Genomic DNA, 25,202 nt, shown 5'->3' with positions numbered 1-25,202 from the left:
TGGATACTACTTGAAGCTGCGGCTGTCCTTGATCTGATCCCAGGCCCAGACGACCTCTTGCAACTGCTCTTCCTGAGATCGGTCACCACCGTTCATATCCGGGTGCAGCACCTTGATCAGCTTCTTGTAGGCTTTGCGAATCTCTGCCTTCGACCAGCTATCTTGCGCTTCGAGGATCTCTATCGCGCGGCGCTCGGTCGGCGGCAGGCGTCGACCGCCGGAATTGGCGCGGCCGGGATTTTTGGTGGCGTTTTCGCCTAGAACCTGATGCGGGTCCTCGATCCCCAGACGTGCCCAGGCACGGGCCTCGGGATCGCCCATCGGTTTGGTCTCACGCTCCCACACTTTGTCCTTCGAACGCTGCGCGTTCAGTTCGGCCTCGGTGGTGCCGTCGAAGAAATTCCACTTCTGGTTATATTCGCGCACATGTTGCTGGCAGAACCAGAAAAAATCATCCAGCACGTCCGGAGCTTTGGGCGCGCGAAACTTACCGGGTTCTTCACAGCCCTCATGATCACAGATTCGCACCGAAGTTTCGGACGCACCTGACATACCCCGACGGCCGCGCGGCTTCTTTTTCTTAGCGCTCGACACGGACATATCGAATCCGAAGGGATCTGACTTTACCATCTGCACAACCTCACGAAGGCATCTTTTCGACTCGGAGGCAGCAGTTTAATCTAAGCAGCCGAAAGTAGAAGAGGGGGACGGCAATTTATTTGCCGTTGAGCATAAAAATGAGCTTGACCGACGAAATCCGTGAACGATTGCAGGCAGCATTTAACCCGCGTGAGCTGGAGGTGGTTGACGACAGCGAGAGCCATCGTGGTCACGCTGGATATCAGGAGGGCGGTGAGAGTCATTTCAACGTCCTTATTCGTTCGGCGGCTTTCGAGGGGCAATCCCGCGTTGCCCGCCATCGCGCAGTACATACGGCATTGGGGGATATAGTCCCCCGTATCCATGCGCTTGCTCTGGATATCGACGTCTGACAGTCGCGGCCTTGGTTCAGATAAGCGACGATTACGTCGCCAATTCTCTGCGGATTTAATCTCGATCAAGGCATCGCGATACATGACCCTCTAATATTCGCCTCGTCGATCTCCGGTTAACCGGAGCGATCAGATTTGCGGATAATGAGGGCTTTTTAAATGATGACCAAAGCCAGAACGTGGTTCTCGGCACTGTCGACAGTTTCATTGCTGTCGGTGGGTGTTGCGTTCCCGGTTCACCATGCCCAGGCGGAACAGCCGGGCCCGGTAGAAGCCATTGAGTTCGACCAAGCCAAGGCGGCACTTGGCAAACGTTTGTTTTTTGACCCGCGCCTGTCTGGCGACACCGAACTGTCCTGCGCCAGCTGCCACCAGCCGGAAAACGGCTTTACCGACGGGCAGGCCCTATCGGATGCCTATGCCGGCAGCCTGCATTTCCGCAACGTGCCGACGCTGATTAACAGCGCCAAGCGCGCCGCGTGGTTCCATGACGGGCGCATTGGCACCAACCTCAACGACGCGACCCGCGAAAGCATCACCGAGACATACTCGATGAACATGGATATGCGTTTGATGCAGGAACGCATCAAGCAAGATCCGGTTTATGTCGAGATGTTCGAAGCCGCCGGATTTGGCGAGCCGTCGAACGGCGGGGTCCGTAACGCCATCCCGGAATATCTGAAAACGTTAATTTCGCGCGGCGCGCCGTTCGATTCCGGCGAGATGTCGGAAGACGCCAAGGCGGGCTATGAGCTGTTCAATGCCAGCGGCTGCAATTCCTGCCACTCGGGCGAGCGGTTCACGGATGATCTGCCGCACAATATCGGCGTGGGCGACAACCCCGATATCTGGGCGACCCCGGAACGTCACATCACCTTTGTGACCATGATGAAGTTCCTCGGCGTCAAGAATTACATGAACCTGCGCGCCGACCCCGGTGCGTATATCCGCACTCACACCGCCGATACCTTCGGCACGTTTATGACCCCCACGCTGCGTGAGCTGATCTATACCGCGCCATTTATGCATAACGGCTCGATTGCGACGCTCGAGGATGTGGTGGCCTTCTACAACGCCGGTGGTGGCGAAGATGAAAACAAGGATCCGCGCATCAAGCCGCTTGGCCTCAGCGAGACCGAACAAGCACAGCTGGTGGCCTTCCTTAAGGCGCTGTCTGGTGAGCCGCTGACCGGCCCGGACTTCGTCGCCGAGGACATCGATACGGATTATGCGCCGATCGAAAACTGGCAAGACGCGACAAACTGAGGAGTGGACCCATGAAAGACCTAAAGTCTTACCTTTCAGGCACAATCGCCACCGCTGCCCTGTTTGCCGTCCTAGGTGCACAGGCGATTGCGGAAACCAGCATGGAGATTGAGGCCGGCATCGGTGGCGCAGACCCCGATGTAGACTCGCCGCTGGTGGCGCTGGGCGAGCCGCCGATCCCGCTGGACAACCCGCAAACCGACGCCAAGATCGAACTGGGCAAGATGCTGTTCTTTGATGCCCGTCTTGGCGGGAATCCGTCGACGCCCTGTTCGGCCTGTCACATGCCAGATGTCGGCTGGGACGTCGAGGCACCGATCTCGTTCGGCTATCCGGGCACGACCCACTGGCGCAACAGCCAGACCATCGTGAACTCGGCCTATTACGGCAAGCTGTTCTGGGCAGGTTCCTCGAAAAGCCTTGAGAACCAGGCCAAATCCGCCGCAGGCGGTGCGGTCGCCGGCAACGGTGAGGCCGACATGATGGAGGCGCGCCTGGCCTTCGTCCCCGAATATGTCGAACGCTTCAACGATGTCTTCGGCGATCAGTGGCCGCGTATCAGCAATGCATGGCGGGCCATCGCCGCGTTTGAACGGACCATAGTTCAGACCGACACGCCCTTCGACAATTATCTGCGTGGGGATGACGCGGCGCTGACCGACGAGCAGAAACGCGGGCTGGAATTGTTCACCGGCAAGGCGCAGTGTTCCGAATGCCATAACGGTGCGTTGCTGTCGGATGAAAAATACTACAACACCGGTGTGCCCGCCTATGACGGTTGGCAGGACGATGGTCTGGCGCAAGTCACCTTCCGGTATGAGCTTTATGCCAAAGGCTCGACCGAAGAGATGTACCGCCACACCAAGGACGACCCCGGCTTCTATTTCCGTACCAAGGAAAAGGCCGACAAGGGGAAGTTCCGCACGCCAAGCCTGCGCTATACCCTCTATACCGAACCCTACATGCACAACGGCATGTTGGAGACGCTTGAGGATGTGGTCGAGTTCTACAACCAGGGCGGCGGCGAGAATGAGTTCTCGGCCAATAAATCTCCGCTGATCCAACCCCTTGGCCTGAATGATCAGGAAAAAGCGGATCTGGTGGCCTTCCTGAAATCCCTGTCCGGTGACGAGATTCTGGTCGAAGAACCTGATCTGCCGGATTACCAGCCGCTTCCCGCGGCAGCAGAGGAGTAAGCGTCATGAAAGATCATAACGCAACCGGATGCAGCTGTTCGGGCGACGCCAAAAAGGCCTGCACAGTGAACCGCCGCCAGTTCCTGTTCGCCTCGGGTGCCACCACCTTTGCCGTGATGGTGACCATGCCCACCCGCCATGGCCAGGCGGAACAGGTGCCCGCTTTGGTATCGACCTATCCGCGCAAGCTGATCGGCAAACTTTCCGAGTTGGAACAGGATGTGCCGGTCGAGTTCTACTACCCGGACGAGGGCGACTATTCGGACTCGATCCTTGTGAAAACCGGCGTGGAAAGCGGCGGCGGCATTGGTCCGCAAAAGGATGTTGTGGCCTTCAACCTCACCTGCACCCATCAGGGCGGGTCGATGTATGACAGCTACAAGCCTGAACATAAGGTGCTGGGCCCGTGCCCGTTGCACCTGTCCACCTATGACGTGACACGGCACGGCATCCTCGTCTCGGGGCAGGCCTACCAATCGTTGCCACAGGTCCTTTTGGAACTGGATGGTGACGATATCTACGCCGTTGGCATGTTCGGCCTGATCTACGGCCGTTACGACAACCTCATTGCATAAGGGAAGCGGAATCATGGCAACCCCGTATTACGTACCCGAAACCAACGTCCCGCTGCCGCCCAAAGGGGCCGAGGTCATCTCGACCGCCTGCGACTACTGCATCGTGGCTTGTGGTTACAAAGTCTACCGCTGGCCCGTGACGGCCAAACCCGGTGGCCCAACTGCGGACGAGAACGCCTTTGGCGAGGATTTCCCCGTTGCACCGTTGGGTGCCTGGGTCGCGCCGAACCAGCACAATATCGTACTGCACAAAGGTCAGCCGCACCACGTGGTGATCATCCCTGACAAGGACACGCAATACGTCAACACCGACGGCGACAGTTCCTTGCGGGGCGGATGTATCGCGCAGAAATGCTATAACCCTCAGACGCCAACACGCGACCGCCTTAAGACGCCGCTGATGCGGATCTATGGCACCTTGATGCCGGTTCCGTGGGATCTGGCGCTGGATGTTGCGGCTGAGGTGGGCAACCACGTGATCGCCAAGCACGGTACCAATGCCTATGGCGTAAAAACCTTCAGCTATCAGTATATCGAGAACACGTATGCGATCTCGAAATACGCGCTGCGCCATATCAACACCGCAAATTTCACCTTCCACGACACGCCGTCCGACGTGACCTCGACCCCCGGTTTCCGGGATGCGGGTTTCGACAATTTCGGCCCGTCGTATGAGGACTGGCGGGATGCGGAAACGCTGCTCGTCTGCGGTACCGACCCCTATGAGACCAAGACCATCCTCTATACTCAGTGGATGATGAAGGGGATGCAGAACGGTCAGAAAGAGATCTATTTGATCCCGCGCCGGTCTGCCGGTGTGGCCCATGCTGAAAAGATGGGTGGCCTGCATATCGACGTTCTGCCCGGTACCGACCTGCTGGTCGTCAACGCCATCGCCCGCGTCATCGTGGAAAATGGCTGGGAAGACAGCGACTGGATCAAGAAATGGGTCAACAACAAGTGGGAAAGCTCGTCGGGCTTCGGTCAGGGCACCCGGAACACGCCATGGCAGTGGCGCACTACGTGGGGCAAGTTCCAGACCAAAGGCTTCGAGGATTGGAAAGAATGGCTGCTGTCGCAGGACGAATTCGCGCCTGAGACCGCCGCCGCTATGGCCGAGATCGACGTGCAGAAGATCTATACGGCTGCTGAATGGCTGGCCAAACCCAAGGCGGATGGCACCCGGCCCAAGACCTCGGTCATGATCGAGAAAGGGTTCTACTGGTCGAACAACACCGGCAACACACAGGCGATATCCGCGCTGGGCATCATCTGTGGCTGTGGCGGTCGTCCGGGTCAGGTGATTGGCCGGGCCGGTGGTCACCAGCGGGGCGGCGTGAAGGGCGGGAAATACCCGCGCAACAAGTCGCCCGAGAAACTGCCGGGTCGCCGTCGCCGCGCCATGGATACGGACCGGTATCTGATTGCAGGTCATACCCGTATGGCCCATGTGATCGGCACCACATGGATTCAGGCGATGTGTGGTTCGCAACAGTTAGCTGACAAGTTCGAGGAACTGACCGTCCGCAACCCGCATCAGATTGCGTCTTTCGACAAGCAAGAAATGATCGACACGCTGAAGGCCCGCGCCGACAGCGGCGGTATGGTGGTCATCAACCAGGACATCTATCTGCAGGATCCGATCGGCAACCGCTATGCCGACATCGTGTTCCCTGCAGCGACCTGGGGCGAAGAGGACTTTCTGCGCGCCAACGGCGAACGCCGCCTGCGCCTGTACCAGAAGTTCTATGATGCGCCCGGTGCGGCCAAGCCCGACTGGTGGATCATTGCGCAACTGGCACAGCGGATGGGCTTTGACGGGTTCGACTGGCAGAACTCGAACGAGGTCGCCGAAGAGGCCGTGCGCTTTACGCGTGGGTCGCGCAAGGACTTCCACGCGGTCCACCGTCTGGCAAAGAAAGAGGGCAAGGGTCTGCACCAGAAGGTCCGAGAATTCGGCACCGATGGTGTGCAATGCCCGGTCATGCTGGATGCCGACGGTGTCACGCTGATTGAAACCAAGCGTCTGCATGACACAACCCGCACGCTGCCTGATACCGGTGCGGCTGGTGCGGATGTATTCAACAAGAAGCTGACGCACTTCAACAGCCAGACCGGCAAGTGCAACATCCAGAAATCGCCGTGGGGCCTGTTCTCGGATTATTGGGAATGGCTGAAACCCAACAAGGACGAAGGCGAGTTGTGGGCCACATCCGGTCGGATCAATGAACGCTGGCAGTCCGGTTTCGACGACCGCCGCCGCCCGTATATCGTGCAACGCTGGCCGGAGAACTGGGTCGAGATTCACCCCGACGATGCGGCCGAGCGTGGCATCGAAAGCGGCGACTATGTGATGGTCTATTCGGAACGCGTTCCGGGCAACAAGACCACGCTGCTTGGTGTGGAAGGCGATGACTTCCAGTTCTCGAAACTGATGGAGAACGGGCACATCGAACTGACCAAAGCGGCGATCACAGCCGTGGCAATGGTCACGCCCGCCATAAAGAAAAGCGTCGTTTACATGGACTTCCTGCACATGCAGCAGCCCGCCAACGCGCTTGAGGGCCGGATCGTCGACTGGATCAGCGGCAACTACAACTACAAGATGGGCGTTGCCAAGGTCCGCAAGCTGGGGCCGAGCCCCTACAAGACCTCGTTCCGCACGATGTCCTTCGCGCCGCGCGATATCGCCTGACGCTTTTCCGGGGGGCGGACGCCATGCCGCCCCTCGGGTCCGGTCCCACTGCAGAAGGGACCACCTGGAAGGCAGGCTTCGGTTGGGAAACCTGTCTTCCACATTCACCCAACCCGTCCCAACGCAAAACCTGGCAGACCTGATATGAACATGCATTCCGATACCGCCCTGCGTGACGAGGCCACCAGCCTGTTCTCCGACTATGCAAAATCCGATTATGACGTGATCCGCCTGCGCGCCATTCAGGCTCTGGCCGCCATTGGGGCGGCCAACAGCCCGGCCTTGGTCGAGGCGCTGCTGGATGATGACGAAGACGTCCGTCAAGACGCAGCCCAAGCGCTGGGCGCGCTGGGCGTAACGGAGGCCGCGCCGCAACTGCTGGAAAACTTGATCCACGATCCCTGCGGTGAGGTGAAACTGGCCTGCGTCACCGCCTTAGCACAGCTGAACGCCAAGGAGGCCATGCCGTACCTGCGCACCCTCGTCACTGGACGCGGCGAGGATATCACGTGGGACGAGGACGAGCTGCATCAGGATGAATGGGACGACTGGCTGGATACTCAGATCGCGGCGATCAAAGCGTTGGGTCGCATGGGCGATGCGGCTGCGATTGAACCCATTGTCATGGCCCTGATGGACGAAGACGGGCAGGAACTGGGGGATGTGGCCTGCGAAGCGCTGGGCCAGATCGGTACGCCGTCCGTGCCGACCTTGGGTGTGTTCGCCCAATCCTCGAACCGCCGTCTGCGTCACCGCGCTCTGCGCACACTGGCCACCATCGGAGGACCCGAGGCCGAAGCCATCTTGCGCAAAGCCACCAACGACAAGGACGGGGCCGTGCGTCTGATCGCATATGAGGCGCTGATGCCGAACGACCCGGTGCTTGTCGAACACGCCCTGACAGATGCGGTCGAGGATATCCGCATCGCAGCGCTGAACCAGTCCGGCCTTTCCGAACCCGAACTGCTGGACCGCATGATGCGCGACCCCGGCGCCAAGGTGCTACTGGCGCTGATCGACCGGCTGGACCGCAGCCAGCCTATCGTTGATCAAGACGACCTGCGCTGGCAGGTGCTGGATTTCCTCGCAACCGGACAACAGCCCGAGGTCTCGGCGCAGGCGCTGGGCCTGCTGGCGGCGTTGGCCCCGCAACTGGTGGCAGATCGGCTGAACGCGCTGTTTTCGGTCGATACCGATGACCTCAAGGCCGAGCGTCTGCAATGGGCGATCGTAGACGCGCTGGCGACCTCGCCCTTGCTCGAGGCGGCAGAGTGGTTGCAGCGCGCCTGCCGCTCGCCTTTTCGGTCGGTGCGGCTGAAGGCCGTGGCCTCGCTGGCGATGATTGTTACTGACACCGACCGCCCGCATGTGAACCAGCAGCAGGGCCGCGAATTGCTGCTGTCCTTCGCGCTCGCCCCGATGAGCGTGGTCGAAGACGCGCACGAGGAAGAGGCCCTGCAAACCGACATCGCCGCGCTGGAAGAGGCAGGGCTGGATGTATCCGACGGTGGTGAAAACGGCCCTACCTCCAGCCTCGGCGCGATCCTTGGCCATGACGCTATCGCGGCAGAGATGAAGAAAGAGGCCGAGGATGATGACCTGCGCCCCCTGACGCCACGCGAGCAGGCATTGTTGGTCAAGGCCACCCGCCATCCCAAACGCCGCCGCGTGGCGTTGGATGACAATGCCGAAGCCTTGGAGCGTGAGACCCGCATTTCGGCCATCCGCCTGCTGGGCGACGTCACAGGTATGCAGATCATGCTGGCGCAGATCGCGCAGGACCCCGAGACCGAGATCGCTGCGCAGGCGCTGGCGGCACTGGGCTTGTCGGTCGCGCGCAACGGGTCCGAACTGAACCAGTCGCATTTGATCGAGCTGATCACACAGGGGCTTTCGCATACCGATGCCAATCTGTCCCTGCAGGCGCTGAACCTGCTGCAACGGGCTGACCTGCCACCGCAGGATGCGCTGCGGGGCAAATTGCGGGCAATGCTGAAAACCGGAGATACTGCCTTTCGTATCGACGCCATGCAGATTCTGACCCGCTGGGACGGGACGGCCGATGTGGCGCGCAGCTTGCTGGACGATGTCTCGGCCCCGGTACGGCAGGCGGCGATGCGGCTTTTGTCTGAAACGGCCCCGGATCAGGCAGGTGCGGCCATCGTACCCTTCCTTCTGGCCAATCCTGAGCAACGGATCGTGACCTATGTCAATGACAGCACCCCTGCCTTGGTGTCCATTGGGCGCGAATTGTTGGCCGGATTGCGCGACGAGAACCGCCGCGCCCAGTGGCCGGTGTTGATCAGCGCTTTGGCCGACCTGTTGGGAGACCCCCACCGGGCGGTCTGAAACCGGAGGGATAGATGGCGATTTCGCTGAAACTAGGCGCGGCGATTCTAACGGGGGCAATGGCCTTTGGTACTGTCGCACTGGCCGAGGAGATCCCCGAGGTTGCCGTAGTTCATCAGGTCATCGACCTGAACGCCGACACTCCGGCGCATGCATTTCGGTTCGAACCCAAATTCCTGCAGGTTCCCGCTGGGAAGACTGTGCGTTTCAAAGGCTCGACCGGGCGGCACACGGTCACTGCCATTCCTCGAATGATACCCGTGGGCGCGCGCGTCTTCGAGATCCGGGGCAAACCCGAACTGGATCTGACTTTCGAGAAAGAGGGAGTCTACGGCATCCGCTGCCGCGTTCATGGGCGTCATGGAATGGTCATGCTGCTGGTAGTTGGTGATCCAAGCTCGAATCTCGAAGAAGCCAAGGCCTACCTACCTAAACTTGGAGAGGCCGAGCGGGTCGGTTTCGAAGAGCTCTTTGCGTATATGGAGGCCCAAAATGGCTGATGGATGTGCCTGCGACCACCATGCGCATATGTACCTGACCGTAGATGACGCCCTAAGGCGCGGTTTGTCCGTGACCAACCCCATCACGGATACCGAAACACTACCGCTGGTGCAGGCTATTGGCCGGATACTGGCCGAGAATTGCGACAGCAAGGTAGACATGCCCGCCTTCGATAACTCGGCTATGGACGGCTATGCCGTTCGCAGCGCCGATCTGGGCGAGGGGCCTGTGTTCGAACTGCTAGTTGGCGGTCGCATAGCCGCCGGCGATAGCGGCGCACACGATGCGCCGGATGGCAGTGCCTTGCGTATATTCACAGGAGCGCCGGTGCCGTCCGAGTTCGATGCGGTATTAATGCAGGAAGACTGTGAGTTTCAGTCCGATCGCATCCGGTTCAACCGCCGTCCAAAATCCGGTCAGCATATCCGTCGCGCGGGCGAGGATTTGAAAGCTGGTGCCCCGATCCTGCGGCGCGGGTGTGAAATTAATGCGCGTGAGGCCGCCGCGTTGGCCTCGGCTGGTTATGGCGAGGTGAAGGTTTATCGCAAGCTCAAGGTCACGATCTTCTCGACCGGTAGCGAGCTTCGCCAGCCGGGTGAAGCGCTTGGCCCCGGACAGATCTACAACTCGAACCGCTACATGCTGTTGGCTTTGCTGGATAAACCCTGGATCGAACTAGCCGACCGAGGCCCGGTCGAAGATGATCCGGTGCTGCTGAAGCAGGTCTTGAGGGATGCCTGTAATAGCTCGGACCTGATCATCACCACGGGCGGTGTTTCGGTCGGGGACGAAGACCACATGCCGCGCCTGTTCAGTGAAATCGGTGGCGAAACCGAGGTGATGAAAGTGGCGATGAAACCCGGCAAGCCGATCATGTTCGGTTGTCGGGGTGATGCGCTTTATGTGGGCCTGCCGGGAAATCCGGTTTCGGCCTTTGTGACGTGGCAGATCATTGGTGCGCGGATGATGGAACGCCGTGCCGGTCTGCATCGGAACAAACGCACCCCCGAGCAGGCGGTTTTGGCAGAACCTCTTCAACGCCGCGCGGGGCGGCGTGAGTACCGCCCGGTAAGCATCGACGGATGTACACCGAATGGCGCACCGCGATTGCGCCTGATGGCCGAGTCTTACAGCGGGCGCGTTGCCCTTCTTGCACAGGCCGATGGTCTGGTAATTATTCCGGCAGAAACTGAGAAGCTGCCAGCCGGAGAAGCTCTGGAGTTCCTTCGATTCTAGATGGATCCCGATGCGCTTGAGGTATCAAATTCTTTGGTCAACGAGCGCCCTTTGCTGTCGATGGCGCGCGGCTGTAGGCCTTTGGTGCAGACCTATGTCGGGACCTTTGGGGATCGCCGAATGCTCTGTCGCGAATGCGCGCGCGACGGGCAGCTAGGTGACGTCCTTGAACATGTAAGTGGTCGGCTCCAGCCGATCCTCAAACGGGTTTCGGCAATAGTTCGGGATCTCTCCGGCAATCTGAAAACCCATCGACTGATACAGCAAGCGTGAAGGATCGCTGCTACGGGTGTCCAGCACCAGCATCGTGCGTTTCGATTCCCGAGCACGCTCATGCAATGCCTCCATCAGCGACCGACCCAAACCGCGACGGCGAGCCTGCGGATGAACCAGCAGCTTTGCCACATCCGCGCGATGTGGCTGGTTTGGCATTGCGGCGGGGATCAGTTGCACCGTGCCCAGAATGCGTCCGTCACCATATGCGACAAACAGATCGAGTGTCTCCGCGCGGAGTTCGGGCTGCACCCGGTCCCGCCAATAGGCGCGGGCATCGTCCCGCGAAAAAGGCAGGATGAACCCGATACTGGCACCGGTATGGACACAGCGGTGCAGGATATCGGTCAGATCCTCAAGCGCTTCGTCGAAATATTCCTGTGGCAATCGCGTAATCATATCAGCACCAACAGATAGCGCGCACCGCGTTTGGGCCCGGTTTCGAACTCCGTTGGCCCCGACAGGTGATAGCGAAGGCAGTCGCCGCCGCTGAGCGCATGGGCAATCCCGTCCACTGTCAACGTTAGCCCTCCATCAAGTAGGATCAGGTGGTGCTCCTGTCCCGGCTTGGGCGGAGTATCGTAGGTGATGACAGTACCTGGGGGCAAATGACCTTCCATTACTTCCCCACTGAGGCCAGTCGCCGGTGGTGAAACCGAACGGCGGGTAAACCCGCTTTCGGGGTCATGCCATTCAGGCTGTTTCTCGAAAGGTACTTTGGGATCGAAACTGTCTTCGACCATCATCAGCAGGCGTGACATGGGCAGGCCGTATGCTGCGCATAAACGGCCAAGCGTTTCAGCGGTAGGGCTGACATCACCGTTTTCCATTCGCGACAGAGTCGCCCGGCTGATCCCACTTTGGTCTGCCAGCTGCTCAAGCGACCAGCCATGACCCTGGCGCAGCTCGTTCAGACGCTTAGCGAGGCGGTTTGATAGTGTATCGAGCATGGCTCACATATGGGAATCAGTTACGAATATGGGATTATTGCCTTGCTTTACTTCAAACACAATAGAAAAAGGGCGCAGAAATCTGCGCCCTTTTGCTGCTCGGGTATCGGACTGGATTACTTCCAACCAACTTCGTTAAAGATCTTCTGTGCCTCGGGGATGTTTTTGGCGACTTCTGATAGGTTCACCTTATCCGCTTTGAATTCCCCCAAAGCGGCCACGTTCTCAGCCAGCGCAACGCCTTCGACAGCGGGGAATTCATCGTTTCCGTTCGAGAAGTAGACCTGTGCCTGATCGCTTGCGAGATACTCTAGGAACTTAATCGCGTTCTCTTTGTTCGGCGCGTTAGCTGCGACGCCCGCACCCGAAAGGTTCATATGCGCGCCTTCGGCGTCCTGTGCCGGGAACTGCACGCCGATCATCTCGATATCCGCGCTCAGGTCTTTGACGTCTTTGCGTATGGCGCGGGCGAAATAGTATGAGTTCGAAACTGCAATCTCGCACTCACCCGATACGATGCCGCGCAGTTGGTCGGTGTCACCGCCCTGAGGTTTGCGTGCCATATTGGCAACGATACCTTCGGCCCATTTCCTGGCTTCTTCCACACCGTGATTGGTGATGATCGATGCCAAAAGCGTCTGATTATAGGTATTGCTGGACGAGCGAATGCAAACCAGCCCCTGATACTCAGGCTTTGCCAGATCCAGATAAGTTGCAGGCGGGTTAGCGACATCAGCTTTGTCAAAGAAGATGATCCGCGCGCGCTGCGAAAAGCCGTACCACTGATTGTCTTCGTCCTGTAGGTTCGAAGGGATACGCTCCTCCAATACCGTACTTTCGACTGGTTGCAGGATGCCTGCGTTTTTGGCGCGCGCCAGACGCGAAGTGTCGACCGTCAGCAAGATATCAGCGGGCGAGTTTGCGCCTTCGGCTTCCATCCGCGCGATCAGTTCGTCGGCCTTGCCTTCGATGCGGTTGATGGTGATGCCGGTGGCCTCTTCGAAGTCGGAATACAGGCGTTCGTCGGTGTCGTAGTGGCGCGAGGAATACAGGTTCAGCTCGCCCTCGGCTGCGGCAGAGGTGGCGATCAGGGCCGTCAGGGTGGCGGCAAAGCAGGTAGAGGATTTCAGCATCATTTGTCCCAACATTGAAAATCGTGACGGGGATTAACCCGACTGATTTGGTCAATTAAACGATTCTCGGTGGGATGCAAGGAAATCCGACAAAATTAGTTGGTCAAAGCGTCGCTGAACTTACCTTGCCGGACGGCCCCTTCAGGATTGACGCCGCCTACTTTGTTTTCTTTCGGGTTGCGGTGGGACGGGTGACGGTGCCGGCTCGGGGTCCGGATCGTCGCTGAGCACCGGTTCTTTGGTCAGCATCGCCTGTGTTACCGCTTCCATGTATTTCTGCAGCATGACCGGCGGATCAGCTGGGGCCAGCTTGATTGACAGCCTACTTGCGCCTTCCTGATTATAGGCATAGCGCGAGGAATAACTTGCGTTGACCTGCGCCGCCACGGGGCCCCAGCCACCTTTGACCGATGCGCTGCCTGATTTCTCGGTCTGTTTGGTCATCGAGATCGCCATCTTTACCTCGATCTCGGCCTCTTGCACCGCATAGAACGCGGGCAGGAAACCCATCGACACGAGGCTGAATTCCTTTGGGGGACCATCGGGGTTGGATAGATCGGGAAGCTGGATCTTCTGATCCGCCATGTATTTGGCGATATCAGTCGAATGTCTATCCAATTCAGTTTGCGACTCTGCCACGGAAATCGCCAGTTTCTGAACCATTTCCGCGAAAGGGACGTTTAGCAGTTCCTGCCCGATACTCATTTCCAATCTCCTTTGTGAATTCAGTCTCTATCAATAATCTTCGTTGCGGACCGTCTTTTGACCGAGAACGAGACCTTCGCTGCGTTCTGGCTGACCGCCTGTTTCTTCGCGTTTGTAGCGAACTGGGCTTTATTGCCATCCCGACCAAGCCCAACAAAGGCTTCGACCTGGACATTGTCGATGGTGAAATCGTCGCTGCCGTCGGATCCTGCAAGGATCTGTTCGCCCAGGGCCTGCGAAAAAACCTGCGCATCCACGATCTGCGTATCTTTGTCTTCAACCTCCATTCCGCTCTGGCCTCCGGCCATTGGGTTCACCACCGGAGAACCCGAGCCCATCAGCATGCCACTGCCTCCTTCTTCCAGATCGTCGATCTGGTCTTGCAGGTCTTGGATAGTCTCCAGCAACACGACCTCGCGCGCCTCCAGCGCGGTCAGGCGGTTTTCCAATGACTGAAGCAGTGTGGTGAACGCCTCGGGCAGTTCGGTGATGCGCACATCTATAGGATGTTTTTTGGGGGTCTTGTCCTTTTTAGTCGCCATCGACCCCTCCACCGGAACCACCTTCATCCACCGGTCCCGGCGCGAACCGCATCCGCATGGTCGACGCGCTGCTCGCATCGAGCGTATCTGTTTGCGTCAGTTTTGGCCCACACAGAAACGCGCCAATGATCCCGCGTTTGCCTTCTTCTGTGGTGCTGGTCATCTCCATGACGACCTTCAATTCTACATCGACATCCTGCATGTGGTAAAAGACTGGCGGAATGCCCATCTCGCGCAGTTCCTGAGGATAGTTCTTCAGCGCGTTCAACTGATCCAGGCTAAGTTGTTCGGCGGCCTGGGCCACGCTTCGGCCTATATCGGCCACCATCTCGGTCAGGGTTGTTCCTAATAGCGTATCCAGATCATCGTTGGCCAACCCGACCTCCCGTCATAAAAACAGGGAAAGCGTAGCACGAGACCGTCTCATAACAATACTAAATCTCAGAACCGGACTTTCGGAGCGATTTCCGGCACTTCCGCCGACACGAAAGGGCGCTAGAAGCAGGGCATAAAAAAACCGCGCTCGAAAGCGCGGTTTTTCTAATTAGGTTCGTGCAGCCCTTAGCCCTGGCGAGCTTTGAACTTGCGCTGCGTCTTGTTGATCACGTAGACGCGGCCTTTGCGACGCACAACCCGGCAATCACGATGCCGGTTCTTGAGCGAGCGGAGCGAGTTCTTGACCTTCATGGGTCTGTCTCCAATCTGCGGCGCCTTCATCAAAGACGTGGCCAGCGCCTGGGTTAATCGGGTGCCCCGGAAAGACCAGAGCAATGAATTCATGGTGGGCGGTACAAGGATCGAACTTGTGACCCCTTCGATGTCAACGAAGTGCTCTACCGCTGAGCTAACCGCCCATGAAACCGTTGCGTGACCTGCCCCATAACGAAATGGGGCGCGGAACCCCGCGCCGGTAGCGGGGTCTATAAAAGGAGTCGTTGGGGGGATCAAGGGGTTTGGCAGAACTATTTTACGGTCTATGTTGAGTGCGAACAACGGAGAGCCCATGCCCGACGCCGCCACCAATGCAGCCTATATTCTGGATATGCCCGCAACGCGTACGTCCTGCGTGGTATTTGCCTCGCCCCATAGCGGTCGGACCTATCCCGAGTCTTTGTTGAAGCGGTCTGTTTTGAACCGCAATATGATTCGGTCCTCTGAGGATGCGTATGTCGATCAGCTTTTTTCCTCAGTCGCTGAATTCGGTGCACCGCTGCTCGCCGCGGCCATGCCGCGCGCCTATCTGGACCTGAATCGTAATTCTGATGAATTGGATCCCGCATTGATACAGGGTGCGCGTCGTCACGGACATAATCCGCGGGTTACTTCGGGCCTCGGGGTGATTCCCCGCGTGGTCGCCAACGGCAGGGCGATCTACAGCGGCAAGCTGACTATGGATGAGGCGCGCCTGCGGATCGATACCTATTGGCGTCCATACCATACTCGTCTGAAATCTCTGCTGGCGGAATCGCATCAGATGTTTGGGCAGGCCATTCTGATCGATTGCCACTCGATGCCGCACGAGGCGGTGGCGCTGGCCGGCGGCTCGCGCCGGGCCCGACCGGAAATCGTTTTGGGCGATCGGTTCGGTGCGGCCGCTTCCGGTGTGATCGTTGATCAGATCGAGGCCGCTTTTTCCGACGCGGGTCTGAATGTGGCGCGCAACACGCCTTTTGCTGGGGCCTACGTCACCCAGACCTATGGTCGACCTGCCCGCCATCAGCATGCGGTTCAAATCGAGATCGATCGGTCACTTTATATGAACGAGGAAACGATCCAGCCGAACGGCAACTTTGAGGCGTTGCGTGATGTGTTGCGGCAGGTCACCGCGCAGATCACCAGTATCGGGTCCGATCCAATGTCACTTGCCGCCGAATAGACCTAGCGCAGCGCACGACCTTTTACGATTGCATCACTGCCGAAACGGCGCCGGATTTCGTCCGTCGCACGTTCGGCCTGTGATCGGCGTTCTGCACCGGGATCCAGAAGGTCGCCCGAGATATCGGCCTGATCCTCTGAGCACAGGTCAGACAGGCCGCATCCCAAAAGGCGATAGGGACCCTGATCGCCAACCTGATCAAATAGCCCACGAGCGGTGCGATAAATCCGATCCGCTATCTGAGTCGCATCGCGTAGCGATATCCGCCGGGTGATGATCTTGTGGTTGGCCTGTTTCAGCTTCAGCGTCACCACTCGCCCAGCCAATCCCTTGGCTTTGGCCCGGTCGGCTACCTTTTCAGACATACGCCACAGATGCCCGTCCAGAATTTCAAGACTGGCGGTATCCTCGAAAAAAGTGGTCTCATTACTGATCGACTTCATCGGCTCATGGGCCGATACGCGCCGTTTGTCCTGCCCTCGCGCCAGATGCCACAGACGGTAGCCCATTGATCCGAACCGCGCTGTCAGCGCCTCCTGATCCCAGCGCAGAAGATCAGAAAATGTGCGAATCCCTGCGCGATCCAGAGATTCCTGCGCCGCCGGACCAATTCCCCAGATTAATCGCACCGGCCGGTCATGCAGGAAATCAGCCGTCTCGGCCTGGCCGATCACTGAAAAACCCCGAGGCTTGTCGAGATCCGAGGCCACCTTGGCCAGAAACTTGTTATGGCTCAAGCCAATCGATCCCGTCAGGCCCAGCTCATCTTTCATCCTCTTGACCAGACGCGCAAGCATGACCGCTGGCGGTGCACCATGCAGCCGCTCGGTGCCGGATAGGTCCATGAACGCCTCATCCAACGACAGCGGTTCAACATCAGGTGTCAACTCGTCCATCATGGTGCGTATCTCGCGCGAGACGCTGGCATAGACCGACATACGCGGTTTGATCACCACCGCTTCGGGGCATAGTTGAAGCGCCTTGAACATTGGCATGGCTGAACGTACCCCGCGAACGCGGGCCACGTAACAGGCAGTCGAAACCACCCCGCGCTTGCCGCCGCCAATGATCACAGGCTTGTCGACAAGTTCGGGATTGTCGCGCTTTTCGACCGAAGCATAAAAAGCATCGCAATCCATATGCGCGATCGTCAGGTCAAACAGCTCTGGGTGCGATTTGACCCTCGGGCTGCTGCAAGTTGGGCAGCGCGGCCCTTGCTTAGTTTCCTTCAGGCAGTCGCGACAGATGGCGGGCATGATGTAGTTTCTTTCCGGCCAGCGGCGGATTGGTCAAGACATTCGATAGGTTAAAAGGTATCGCGAATGGATTAGGATAAAAAGAGGACCGATGGACTTCGCCCGGGCAAAAATAGCGTTGTTTCTGGGGCACAAGCTGCTGGTCATTCTAAGAGATGATCGATCAGATATTCCGTTTCCAGGGCATCTCGATTTTCCAGGCGGCGGGAAAGAGCCAGGCGAAACACCGATCGAATGCGCGTTGCGTGAAACAGATGAAGAGGTTGGACTGCGCCTGTGCGCAACCGATCTTGTCTGGTCACGGCAATATGGTCAAAGCTGGTTCTACGTCGCCCTGCGCCCGCCGGAAGATGTTGGCCTGATCCGTTTTGGAGACGAAGGGCAGGGGTGGAGGCTGATTTGTCCGCGGGATTATCTGTCGAATCCGTTGGCCATTCCAAATTTTGCAGATCGCCTTCGGGATTATTTGTCGGAAACGGCGCAGCTTTGAACGGGACTTAACGGCGCAGCTTTGAACGGGACTTCGAAAGAAAACCCCCCGCGCCTGCGGGGGGAGGTAACGAGCCTCAGGAAGAGATGGCCCGTTGGGGAGTGTCTTGTGTGTAGAATCGCCGAAAATGGCGTTTTTCGATAGCCACAAGCCGAACGCCATAAAACTCATGTTTTTCATGTGTGTTTTCGGGCACAGGGACGATTTGGCGCGGCGGCGCAAAAAATTGACCTAACGTCAATTGCTTGAGCACCGTTCCTTCCGCAATTTTTGGCTTTTCGCCTAATGGTGAGTCAATGAATTTAACTCGCTCAAAACTGCTTGTGCGGCGGCTTTGGGGTCATCCGCCTGATAAATCGGGCGGCCCACGACGATATGATCGGCCCCATCGCCGATTGCACTGGCCGGGGTTGCGACCCGCTTTTGGTCGCCCAAAGCTGCACCAGCAGGGCGTACCCCAGGGGTTACAATCAAACGACTTTCGGATTGGGGCAGGGCGCGGATTAGCGCGGCTTCCTGAGGGCTGGCGATTACGCCATCAGCTCCGGCCTCGAAAGCCTTGGCCGCGCGTTCTACAACGAGGTCCTGCACGTCACCCGCTTTCAGAAGGCTTGCATCCAGATCGTCCCTGTTCAGTGATGTTAGGACGGTTACCGCCAGAATTTTCATGTCCTTGCCTGCAGCGCCCTCCTTTGCGGCGCGTACGACATGCGGATCACCATGCACCGTCAAGAAGTCCAGATCGAACTGAGCCAACCCACGCACTGCATTTTCTACAGTGTTGCCGATATCGAACAGCTTCATGTCCAAGAAAATGCGCTTTCCGTGATCCTGTTTCAACTCGTTGGCCAACGCCAGACCGCCGCCAGTCAACATACCCAGCCCGATCTTATAGAACGAAACCGAGTCGCCCAGCCGCTCGGCCATGGCTAGACCCTGCAGGGCGTTTGGGACGTCGAGGGCTACGATAAGGCGGTCATCGGACATGGGGCGCTCCTTTTTGGCAAACGTTTGCGTCCTAACGGGTTCAGGGCGATCTGTCCATGTGTGAAGCCCGAGGTGACGCAGATCACTCACTATTTTGCGCAATGTGCTAAAGTACCGACGTTCAGAACAGGGATAGAAATGATGAAAAAGGTAATAGTACTTGGCGTGGCACTGATGTTGGCCGCATGCGAAGACGCGCCTCAAAGCGATCCGCCCGAAACCGGTGTCGCGCCGGCTCCAACCAATGACAATCTTCTGTTAGTGCGTGGGTACCGATCGGAAGACGACTGGTGTCAATTGACCGGGGAAACAGCCTATACCGGCAACTTCCTCGATCATACAGCAGATCTGGTTTCATGCCCCACAGGCAGCAGTGCCGAGCAATCTTTGGTCGAAATGTATAACGCTGAATTGATGGGAGAAACTGGCGGTTATTCCGTCTATTCTATTCCGCGCGGATGACGCCGATTTATATGCTCTAGCCCCTTGAATGGGAAAAGACATTTCCCAAATTGAATGTGAGGCCCAGACCGACGCGTGCCGCCAAGCGGGCGCATCAATACGGGGCGCTTAAGAAAAGGAGAATGCTATGGACTTGAACAAGTTCACTGAGCGGGCACGGGGTTTCGTGCAAGCCGCGCAGACCATTGCGCTGCGCGAGGGGCACCAAAGGCTGGAGCCCACACATATCTTGAAAGCACTGATGGACGATGATCAGGGGCTGGCCAGCAACCTGATCACACGCGCTGGCGGCGCACCGAACCGCGTGGTTGAGGCGTTGGACGCGGCCATGGGCAAAATCCCGAAGGTCAGCGGCGACGCGAGCCAGATCTATATGGACGGCCAGACCGCCAAGGTTTTGGACGAGGCAGAGAAGCTCGCCACCAAGGCGGGCGACAGCTTTGTGCCGGTCGAACGCGTTCTGATGGCGCTGTGTATGGTGAAATCCAAAGCCAAAGAGGCTTTGGAGGCCGGTGCTGTATCGGCCCAGAAACTGAACGAAGCGATCAACGATATCCGCAAGGGCCGCACTGCTGACACCGCATCGGCGGAAGAAGGCTACGACGCGCTTAAAAAATATGCGCGCGACCTGACCGAGGCTGCAGCCGAAGGCAAGATCGACCCGATCATCGGGCGGGATGAGGAAATCCGCCGTTCGATGCAGGTTCTGTCGCGCCGCACCAAGAACAATCCGGTACTGATTGGTGAACCCGGCGTCGGTAAGACCGCGATTGCCGAGGGCATGGCCCTGCGCATCGTCAATGGTGATGTGCCGGAATCATTGAAGGACAAGAAGCTTCTCGCGCTCGACATGGGTGCGCTGATCGCCGGTGCTAAATATCGCGGTGAGTTCGAAGAACGACTGAAGGCTGTTCTGACCGAAGTGACCGAAGCCGCCGGTGAGATCATACTGTTCATCGACGAGATGCACACGCTGGTAGGTGCAGGTAAATCCGACGGTGCGATGGATGCCGCCAACCTGATCAAGCCTGCGCTTGCCCGGGGTGAGTTGCATTGTATCGGCGCGACGACGCTGGATGAGTACCGCAAATACGTCGAGAAAGACGCAGCCCTCGCCCGCCGGTTCCAGCCGGTGATGGTCACTGAGCCGACAGTTGAGGACACGATCAGCATCCTGCGCGGTATCAAGGAAAAGTACGAGCTGCACCACGGTGTGCGCATCTCGGACTCGGCGCTCGTGTCGGCGGCGACCCTGTCGCATCGCTACATCACCGACCGCTTCCTGCCTGACAAAGCCATCGACCTTGTCGATGAAGCGGCTTCGCGTTTGCGGATGGAGGTGGATTCCAAGCCCGAGGAACTCGATCAACTGGATCGTCAGATCCTGCAGATGCAGATCGAGGAAGAGGCGCTGAAGCTTGAGGATGATGCGGCATCAAAAGATCGTCTAGAAACCTTGCAAAAGGACCTTGCTGATCTGCAGGAGAAATCCGCCGAGATGACCGCCCAGTGGCAGGCCGAACGTGACAAGCTTGCCGGAGCGCGCGATCTGAAAGAACAGCTCGACAAGGCGCGCGCTGATCTGGAGATCGCCAAGCGCGAAGGCAACCTCGCCAAAGCGGGTGAGCTGTCCTATGGCGTCATCCCCGAGCTTGAGAAAAAGCTGACCGAGGCCGAAAACGCCGAAAGCAACGCCATGATGGCCGAGGAAACGGTGCGCCCAGAACAGATTGCGTCGGTGGTCGAACGCTGGACCGGTATCCCGACCTCGAAAATGCTGGAAGGCGAGCGCGAGAAACTGCTGCGGATGGAAGACGATCTGCATTCCCGCGTGATCGGTCAGGATGCGGCGGTCACTGCCGTTGCCAACGCCGTGCGCCGTGCGCGTGCCGGTCTGAATGACGAGAACCGCCCATTGGGCTCGTTCCTGTTCCTCGGCCCGACCGGCGTGGGCAAGACCGAGCTGACCAAGGCCGTGGCGAACTTCCTGTTCGACGACGACAACGCGATGGTGCGCATCGACATGTCCGAGTTCATGGAGAAACATGCGGTCGCCCGTCTGATCGGTGCCCCTCCGGGCTATGTCGGCTATGACGAAGGTGGTGTGCTGACCGAAGCCGTGCGGCGCAGACCCTATCAGGTCGTGCTGTTTGACGAGGTCGAAAAGGCACACCCGGATGTGTTCAACGTGCTGCTGCAGGTCCTGGACGATGGCGTCCTGACCGATGGTCAGGGTCGTACCGTCGACTTCAAGCAGACGCTGATCATCCTGACGTCGAACCTTGGGTCTCAGGCACTCAGCCAGTTGCCCGAAGGGGCTGACAGTGCGCAAGCGCGGCGGGATGTCATGGACGCGGTCCGGGCTCATTTCCGGCCTGAATTCCTGAACCGTTTGGATGAGACCATCATCTTTGACCGGCTCAAGCGGGCCGATATGGATGGCATTGTCGATATCCAGATGGCACGTCTGCAGAAACGTCTGGCCGCCCGCAAGATCGAGCTGGCACTGGATGATGGCGCGAAGGAATGGCTGGCAAACGAAGGCTATGATCCGGTCTTCGGTGCCCGCCCATTGAAACGCGTGATCCAACGCGCCCTGCAGAACCCGTTGGCCGAAGCACTGCTGGCCGGTGAGATAAAGGATGGTGAGACCGTTCCGGTGACCGCCGGAACCGATGGTTTGATCATCGGCGACCGGCTGGGAACGTCCGAGCGTCCGCGCCCGGATGATGCAGTCGTGCATTAAATCTCAGGTAATGAAGAGACCCGCCATCCAGGCGGGTCTTTTATTGGTGGCTTGTATTGCGACTAAGAGCGTTCAGGCCTGCCCGGTCAGATCCTGCGCCAGCATCATTGCGTTGCCGTCCGGGTCGTAAAATGTGGCAGTGCTGACCATCCCCTCGATCGTCTCGGTTTCGCCGTCAAACCGAACTCCGGCCCCTTCCAAAGCATCGCGTGCGCTTGCGATATCAGCAACACCAAAGACCGGAACGGTGTTTCCGGGCGCTGGTTCTGCCTGCTCGCCCAAACCAAGGGTGACGCCTTCGGTTTTGGTGAGCATCTCGCTCCAACCCGCCTCATCAATATGATGGATCAACTCAAACCCGAGCTTGTCATTATACCAGCGCGCGCTGGCGTGGCGATCTTTGACCGAAATGGCAAGAGTGATGGTGTTTTCTAAGGAAACGAGGGCCATGGAACTTTCCTTTTGTCCTAAAATAAAGTAAATATATTTTATGGACATAAAATTACTTGTCAAGCTTACCTCCCGGGCCTGGTCGCTGAACATCCTTGCGCAGCTGCACCAGGGGGTTCCGGGCAGGCAGGCCCCATTGCTCGCCGCGACCGGGGCAAGCCGGACGGCATTTGTGGCAAGTCTTGAACATCTGGTCAGCCTTGGTTTGCTTGAACGGAACCCGGGCCACGGCCACCCTTTAAGACCTGAGTTCCGTTTGACCAAAGCTGGGGTTCAGGCGGCGACAGTAGCGGCAGAAATCATGGCCTTGGTGCCGGATGATACTGAATTGAAGCTACTGCGCCGCAGCTGGACGGTTCCTATTCTGGCGCTGACCCGCCAACCTCGGCGCTTTTCCGGGCTCAGGTCGGATCTTCGGGTGATCACGGATCGCGCATTGTCGTCCTCGCTCAAGCAATTAGAGGAGCAGGACTGGGTGCGGCGCGATATTGAAACTTCGGCCCGGCTGCCCTTTCCGACCTATCAGGCGGTCAATCTTGGGTGCGAAATAAACCGTGTTGTCGGCTTGAACATCGGGTGACCGTTATCCTCGCGCCCAAGCCACCTAATTTTCGTTACAATCTGTTCGCTCAATCGTGACGCCTGTTTCCTTGGCTCTGTGCTATCAGACCTTACCTCAGTTTCGAGGTTAATGGATAACGGAGAACCAAATGGCGCATCGCTGGACCAACAAACTGACGCATGCGGACGTCACCCCAAGGGCGGCGTTTCTGAACCGGCGACAGGTCATGGCAGGTTTGGCGGGTGTCGGGCTGGCGAGTCTGGCGCGGCCAGCGGCGGCCGAGGCGCTTGAACCGAATACATGGGAAGAGATTACTTCCTACAACAATTATTATGAGTTCGGGACTCGCAAGGATGATCCGGCGAAATATGCACACACGCTGGTGACCGAGCCCTGGAGTGTCACCATCGACGGTCTGGTCGAACGCCCCGGTGACTATGATTTCAAAGACATCATGTCTGAAATGACGGTCGAGGAGCGAATCTATCGGTTCCGCTGTGTCGAGGCCTGGTCAATGGTGATACCTTGGAACGGGTTTGAACTGGCAGATCTACTCGGCATGGCTGGCGTTCAAGACGGCGCGAAATACGTGGCGTTTGAGACCGCCTATCGTCCCGATGAGATGCCGGGTGTCGCATATCCGGTGCTCGACTGGCCGTATCGCGAAGGGCTGCGTTTGGATGAGGCGATGCATCCGCTGACCATTATGGCTACTGGGATCTATGGCAGGGACATCCCGAACCAGAACGGCGCGCCTTTGCGATTGGTGGTACCGTGGAAATACGGCTTCAAATCGATCAAATCGATCGTGCGGATTACCTTGACGGATACCCAGCCTCCGACAAGTTGGAACATGGCAGGTCCTAGGGAATATGGGTTCTACAGCAATGTGAACCCCAATGTGGATCACCCCCGCTGGTCGCAGGCTTCGGAACGTCAAATCGGCGGAGGTCTGTTTGCCAAGCGAATCCCGACGCTGATGTTCAACGGATATGAAAATGAGGTCGCCAGCCTTTACGAAGGCATGGATCTGGCGAAGAACTACTGAGATGATGCGGCGGCTCAACGACCTCTTGCGGCGGCTTCCCAATTGGGCCGTTTATCTGCTGGGCGCGCTGCCTGCGCCCTGGTTGTTTTATCAGGGCATGACCGGTGGTCTCGGGGTCGAGCCGATCGAGGCGCTCGAGCATGAGTTTGGCGAACTGGCGCTGCAGCTTCTGATTTTGGGTCTCGCGATTTCGCCCTTGCGTCGCTTCGCTGGCCTAAATCTGATGAAGTTCCGCCGCGCGATAGGTGTACTGACATTTTCCTATGTCGCATTGCACCTGTTGATCTGGCTGGTTCTGGATGTTCAGATTCCCAGCCAAATCTGGGCGGACATTATCAAGCGGCCCTATATCACGGTGGGCATGGCTGCTTTTGTATTGTTACTGCCGCTTGCAATCACGTCTAACAACTGGGCGGTTCGCCGTTTGGGGCCTCGTTGGCGCAAATTGCATCGTCTGGTCTATCCAGCAGCAATTCTGGGCGCGCTTCATTATGTGATGCTGGCGAAGGGGTTTCAGATCGAGCCATTGGTCTACCTGGCTATTATTCTGGGCCTTCTGGTCATGCGCCTGCCGGTCACATCATTCCTGATCCGGTTTAGGCAAGCCGATTCAGCCTGACTCGCAGGCGAGTCTGTGGGTAACAGTGTGAATAACATATCCATGGCGCTGATTTGCGATGGTCTGTGTCCGCGACTTCCGGGTTGAATGGCTGGATACTCTTCGTAACCATTTGTTTTAGTAAGATAAAATACTGTTTTTGCGTTTTTTTGTGTTTTTTTGATTTTTCCACTTGCGGCTTCTGGGCGATATACTTAGAACGCCCTTCACCGGCGCTGCTGAGGTGCTGGGACGCGGTGGAAGCTGCGGAGACGCTCGGGAGAGACTGGGGGCATCTGAGGTTTTTGATTGGG

At 58.1% G+C, this 25,202-nt stretch carries 26 protein-coding genes and 1 tRNA gene; 15 read left to right on the top strand and 12 right to left on the bottom strand.

Annotated features, from left to right (window positions below; genetic code table 11):
- Positions 1–6: 6 nt before the first annotated feature.
- The gene (locus ACR0AU_RS17140) at positions 7–630 is read right to left on the bottom strand and encodes a DnaJ domain-containing protein (protein WP_170398478.1); all 624 of its coding nucleotides are present in this window, start codon (positions 628–630) and stop codon (positions 7–9) included.
- Positions 631–737: 107 nt separating this feature from the next.
- Here ACR0AU_RS17140 and ACR0AU_RS17135 point away from each other — a divergent pair, with 107 nt between their 5' ends.
- The 8 genes from ACR0AU_RS17135 to ACR0AU_RS17100 all read left to right on the top strand — a co-directional run bounded on the left by ACR0AU_RS17135 (position 738) and on the right by ACR0AU_RS17100 (position 10,810).
- Positions 738–992, top strand: coding sequence for a BolA family protein (locus tag ACR0AU_RS17135; protein ID WP_480795998.1), 255 nt, complete (start codon positions 738–740; stop codon positions 990–992).
- 159 nt (positions 993–1,151) lie between these two features.
- Complete coding sequence (locus tag ACR0AU_RS17130; protein ID WP_480795997.1) at positions 1,152–2,258, top strand: cytochrome-c peroxidase; 1,107 nt, start codon at positions 1,152–1,154, stop codon at positions 2,256–2,258.
- 11 nt (positions 2,259–2,269) lie between these two features.
- Positions 2,270–3,454 carry a cytochrome-c peroxidase gene (locus ACR0AU_RS17125; RefSeq protein WP_480439567.1) on the top strand — a complete coding sequence of 395 codons (1,185 nt, stop codon included), beginning with the start codon at positions 2,270–2,272 and terminating at the stop codon, positions 3,452–3,454.
- Between the two features lie 5 nt (positions 3,455–3,459).
- Entirely contained in the window at positions 3,460–4,029 is a 570-nt protein-coding gene (locus tag ACR0AU_RS17120; protein WP_170733868.1) for an arsenate reductase (azurin) small subunit, read from the top strand.
- A 13-nt stretch (positions 4,030–4,042) separates the two neighbouring features.
- Positions 4,043–6,724 carry an arsenate reductase (azurin) large subunit gene (locus ACR0AU_RS17115; protein WP_170733869.1) on the top strand — a complete coding sequence of 894 codons (2,682 nt, stop codon included), beginning with the start codon at positions 4,043–4,045 and terminating at the stop codon, positions 6,722–6,724.
- A gap of 144 nt (positions 6,725–6,868) precedes the next feature.
- Positions 6,869–9,073 (top strand): HEAT repeat domain-containing protein, encoded by a 2,205-nt coding sequence (locus tag ACR0AU_RS17110; RefSeq protein ID WP_480795996.1) that lies wholly within the window; start codon positions 6,869–6,871, stop codon positions 9,071–9,073.
- A gap of 14 nt (positions 9,074–9,087) precedes the next feature.
- On the top strand, positions 9,088–9,573 hold the full coding sequence (locus ACR0AU_RS17105; protein ID WP_170625469.1) for a plastocyanin/azurin family copper-binding protein: 486 nt from the start codon (positions 9,088–9,090) through the stop codon (positions 9,571–9,573).
- The gene (locus tag ACR0AU_RS17100) at positions 9,566–10,810 is read left to right on the top strand and encodes a molybdopterin molybdotransferase MoeA (protein WP_170733871.1); all 1,245 of its coding nucleotides are present in this window, start codon (positions 9,566–9,568) and stop codon (positions 10,808–10,810) included. Before ACR0AU_RS17105 ends, ACR0AU_RS17100 begins: the two co-directional genes overlap by 8 nt.
- Positions 10,811–10,963: 153 nt before the next feature.
- Here ACR0AU_RS17100 and ACR0AU_RS17095 read toward each other — a convergent pair whose 3' ends face one another.
- From ACR0AU_RS17095 to ACR0AU_RS17060, 8 genes are all read right to left on the bottom strand, one after another.
- Positions 10,964–11,482 (bottom strand): GNAT family N-acetyltransferase, encoded by a 519-nt coding sequence (locus ACR0AU_RS17095; protein WP_170733872.1) that lies wholly within the window; start codon positions 11,480–11,482, stop codon positions 10,964–10,966.
- Positions 11,479–12,033 (bottom strand): helix-turn-helix transcriptional regulator, encoded by a 555-nt coding sequence (locus ACR0AU_RS17090; protein ID WP_170648435.1) that lies wholly within the window; start codon positions 12,031–12,033, stop codon positions 11,479–11,481. Before ACR0AU_RS17090 ends, ACR0AU_RS17095 begins: the two co-directional genes overlap by 4 nt.
- A 116-nt stretch (positions 12,034–12,149) precedes the next feature.
- Positions 12,150–13,166, bottom strand: coding sequence for a Fe(3+) ABC transporter substrate-binding protein (locus ACR0AU_RS17085; RefSeq protein ID WP_170566792.1), 1,017 nt, complete (start codon positions 13,164–13,166; stop codon positions 12,150–12,152).
- A 141-nt stretch (positions 13,167–13,307) separates the two neighbouring features.
- On the bottom strand, positions 13,308–13,871 hold the full coding sequence (locus tag ACR0AU_RS17080) for a hypothetical protein (protein WP_170398500.1): 564 nt from the start codon (positions 13,869–13,871) through the stop codon (positions 13,308–13,310).
- Between the two features lie 20 nt (positions 13,872–13,891).
- Positions 13,892–14,413 (bottom strand): hypothetical protein, encoded by a 522-nt coding sequence (locus ACR0AU_RS17075; RefSeq protein WP_170733875.1) that lies wholly within the window; start codon positions 14,411–14,413, stop codon positions 13,892–13,894.
- Positions 14,403–14,789 carry a hypothetical protein gene (locus ACR0AU_RS17070; protein ID WP_170398504.1) on the bottom strand — a complete coding sequence of 129 codons (387 nt, stop codon included), beginning with the start codon at positions 14,787–14,789 and terminating at the stop codon, positions 14,403–14,405. Before ACR0AU_RS17070 ends, ACR0AU_RS17075 begins: the two co-directional genes overlap by 11 nt.
- Positions 14,790–14,974: 185 nt before the next feature.
- The gene (ykgO, locus tag ACR0AU_RS17065) at positions 14,975–15,100 is read right to left on the bottom strand and encodes a type B 50S ribosomal protein L36 (protein WP_005648635.1); all 126 of its coding nucleotides are present in this window, start codon (positions 15,098–15,100) and stop codon (positions 14,975–14,977) included.
- A gap of 92 nt (positions 15,101–15,192) precedes the next feature.
- Positions 15,193–15,267, bottom strand: a tRNA-Val gene (locus ACR0AU_RS17060).
- Positions 15,268–15,416: 149 nt separating this feature from the next.
- On the opposite strand from ACR0AU_RS17060, the gene ACR0AU_RS17055 reads away from it, so the two are divergent.
- Positions 15,417–16,289: an N-formylglutamate amidohydrolase gene (locus ACR0AU_RS17055; protein WP_170408238.1), complete on the top strand. Its 873-nt coding sequence runs from the start codon at positions 15,417–15,419 to the stop codon at positions 16,287–16,289.
- 2 nt (positions 16,290–16,291) lie between these two features.
- Here ACR0AU_RS17055 and ACR0AU_RS17050 read toward each other — a convergent pair whose 3' ends face one another.
- Positions 16,292–17,545, bottom strand: a complete 1,254-nt coding sequence (locus ACR0AU_RS17050; RefSeq protein WP_480795995.1) for a DNA polymerase IV — start codon at positions 17,543–17,545, stop codon at positions 16,292–16,294.
- A 91-nt stretch (positions 17,546–17,636) separates the two neighbouring features.
- Here ACR0AU_RS17050 and ACR0AU_RS17045 point away from each other — a divergent pair, with 91 nt between their 5' ends.
- Positions 17,637–18,035: an NUDIX domain-containing protein gene (locus ACR0AU_RS17045; RefSeq protein WP_480737645.1), complete on the top strand. Its 399-nt coding sequence runs from the start codon at positions 17,637–17,639 to the stop codon at positions 18,033–18,035.
- Between the two features lie 282 nt (positions 18,036–18,317).
- On the opposite strand, the gene pyrF is transcribed toward ACR0AU_RS17045, so the two are convergent.
- Positions 18,318–19,022, bottom strand: coding sequence for an orotidine-5'-phosphate decarboxylase (gene pyrF, locus ACR0AU_RS17040; RefSeq protein WP_170636919.1), 705 nt, complete (start codon positions 19,020–19,022; stop codon positions 18,318–18,320).
- A gap of 141 nt (positions 19,023–19,163) precedes the next feature.
- Between pyrF and ACR0AU_RS17035 the strand changes: the two genes are divergently transcribed.
- Positions 19,164–19,484, top strand: coding sequence for a hypothetical protein (locus tag ACR0AU_RS17035; protein ID WP_170636920.1), 321 nt, complete (start codon positions 19,164–19,166; stop codon positions 19,482–19,484).
- A 127-nt stretch (positions 19,485–19,611) separates the two neighbouring features.
- A complete protein-coding gene (gene clpB, locus ACR0AU_RS17030; protein ID WP_170733878.1) occupies positions 19,612–22,230 on the top strand; it encodes an ATP-dependent chaperone ClpB in 2,619 nt (872 codons plus the stop codon).
- Between the two features lie 72 nt (positions 22,231–22,302).
- Here the strand turns inward: clpB and ACR0AU_RS17025 are convergent, their stop codons facing one another.
- Complete coding sequence (locus tag ACR0AU_RS17025) at positions 22,303–22,680, bottom strand: VOC family protein (protein ID WP_480593117.1); 378 nt, start codon at positions 22,678–22,680, stop codon at positions 22,303–22,305.
- A gap of 40 nt (positions 22,681–22,720) precedes the next feature.
- On the opposite strand from ACR0AU_RS17025, the gene ACR0AU_RS17020 reads away from it, so the two are divergent.
- The 3 genes from ACR0AU_RS17020 to msrQ all read left to right on the top strand — a co-directional run bounded on the left by ACR0AU_RS17020 (position 22,721) and on the right by msrQ (position 24,909).
- Positions 22,721–23,260, top strand: a complete 540-nt coding sequence (locus ACR0AU_RS17020; RefSeq protein ID WP_480795994.1) for a winged helix-turn-helix transcriptional regulator — start codon at positions 22,721–22,723, stop codon at positions 23,258–23,260.
- A 130-nt stretch (positions 23,261–23,390) separates the two neighbouring features.
- Positions 23,391–24,290, top strand: coding sequence for a protein-methionine-sulfoxide reductase catalytic subunit MsrP (gene msrP / locus ACR0AU_RS17015; protein ID WP_170733880.1), 900 nt, complete (start codon positions 23,391–23,393; stop codon positions 24,288–24,290).
- A 4-nt stretch (positions 24,291–24,294) separates the two neighbouring features.
- Positions 24,295–24,909 (top strand): protein-methionine-sulfoxide reductase heme-binding subunit MsrQ, encoded by a 615-nt coding sequence (gene msrQ, locus ACR0AU_RS17010; protein WP_170425736.1) that lies wholly within the window; start codon positions 24,295–24,297, stop codon positions 24,907–24,909.
- Positions 24,910–25,202 lie beyond the last annotated feature (293 nt).

The organism is Ruegeria sp. CG1, assembly GCF_056537265.1.
Note: the sequence above shows the minus strand (reverse complement) of the source record. Positions and strands in the feature narration are given on the sequence as shown.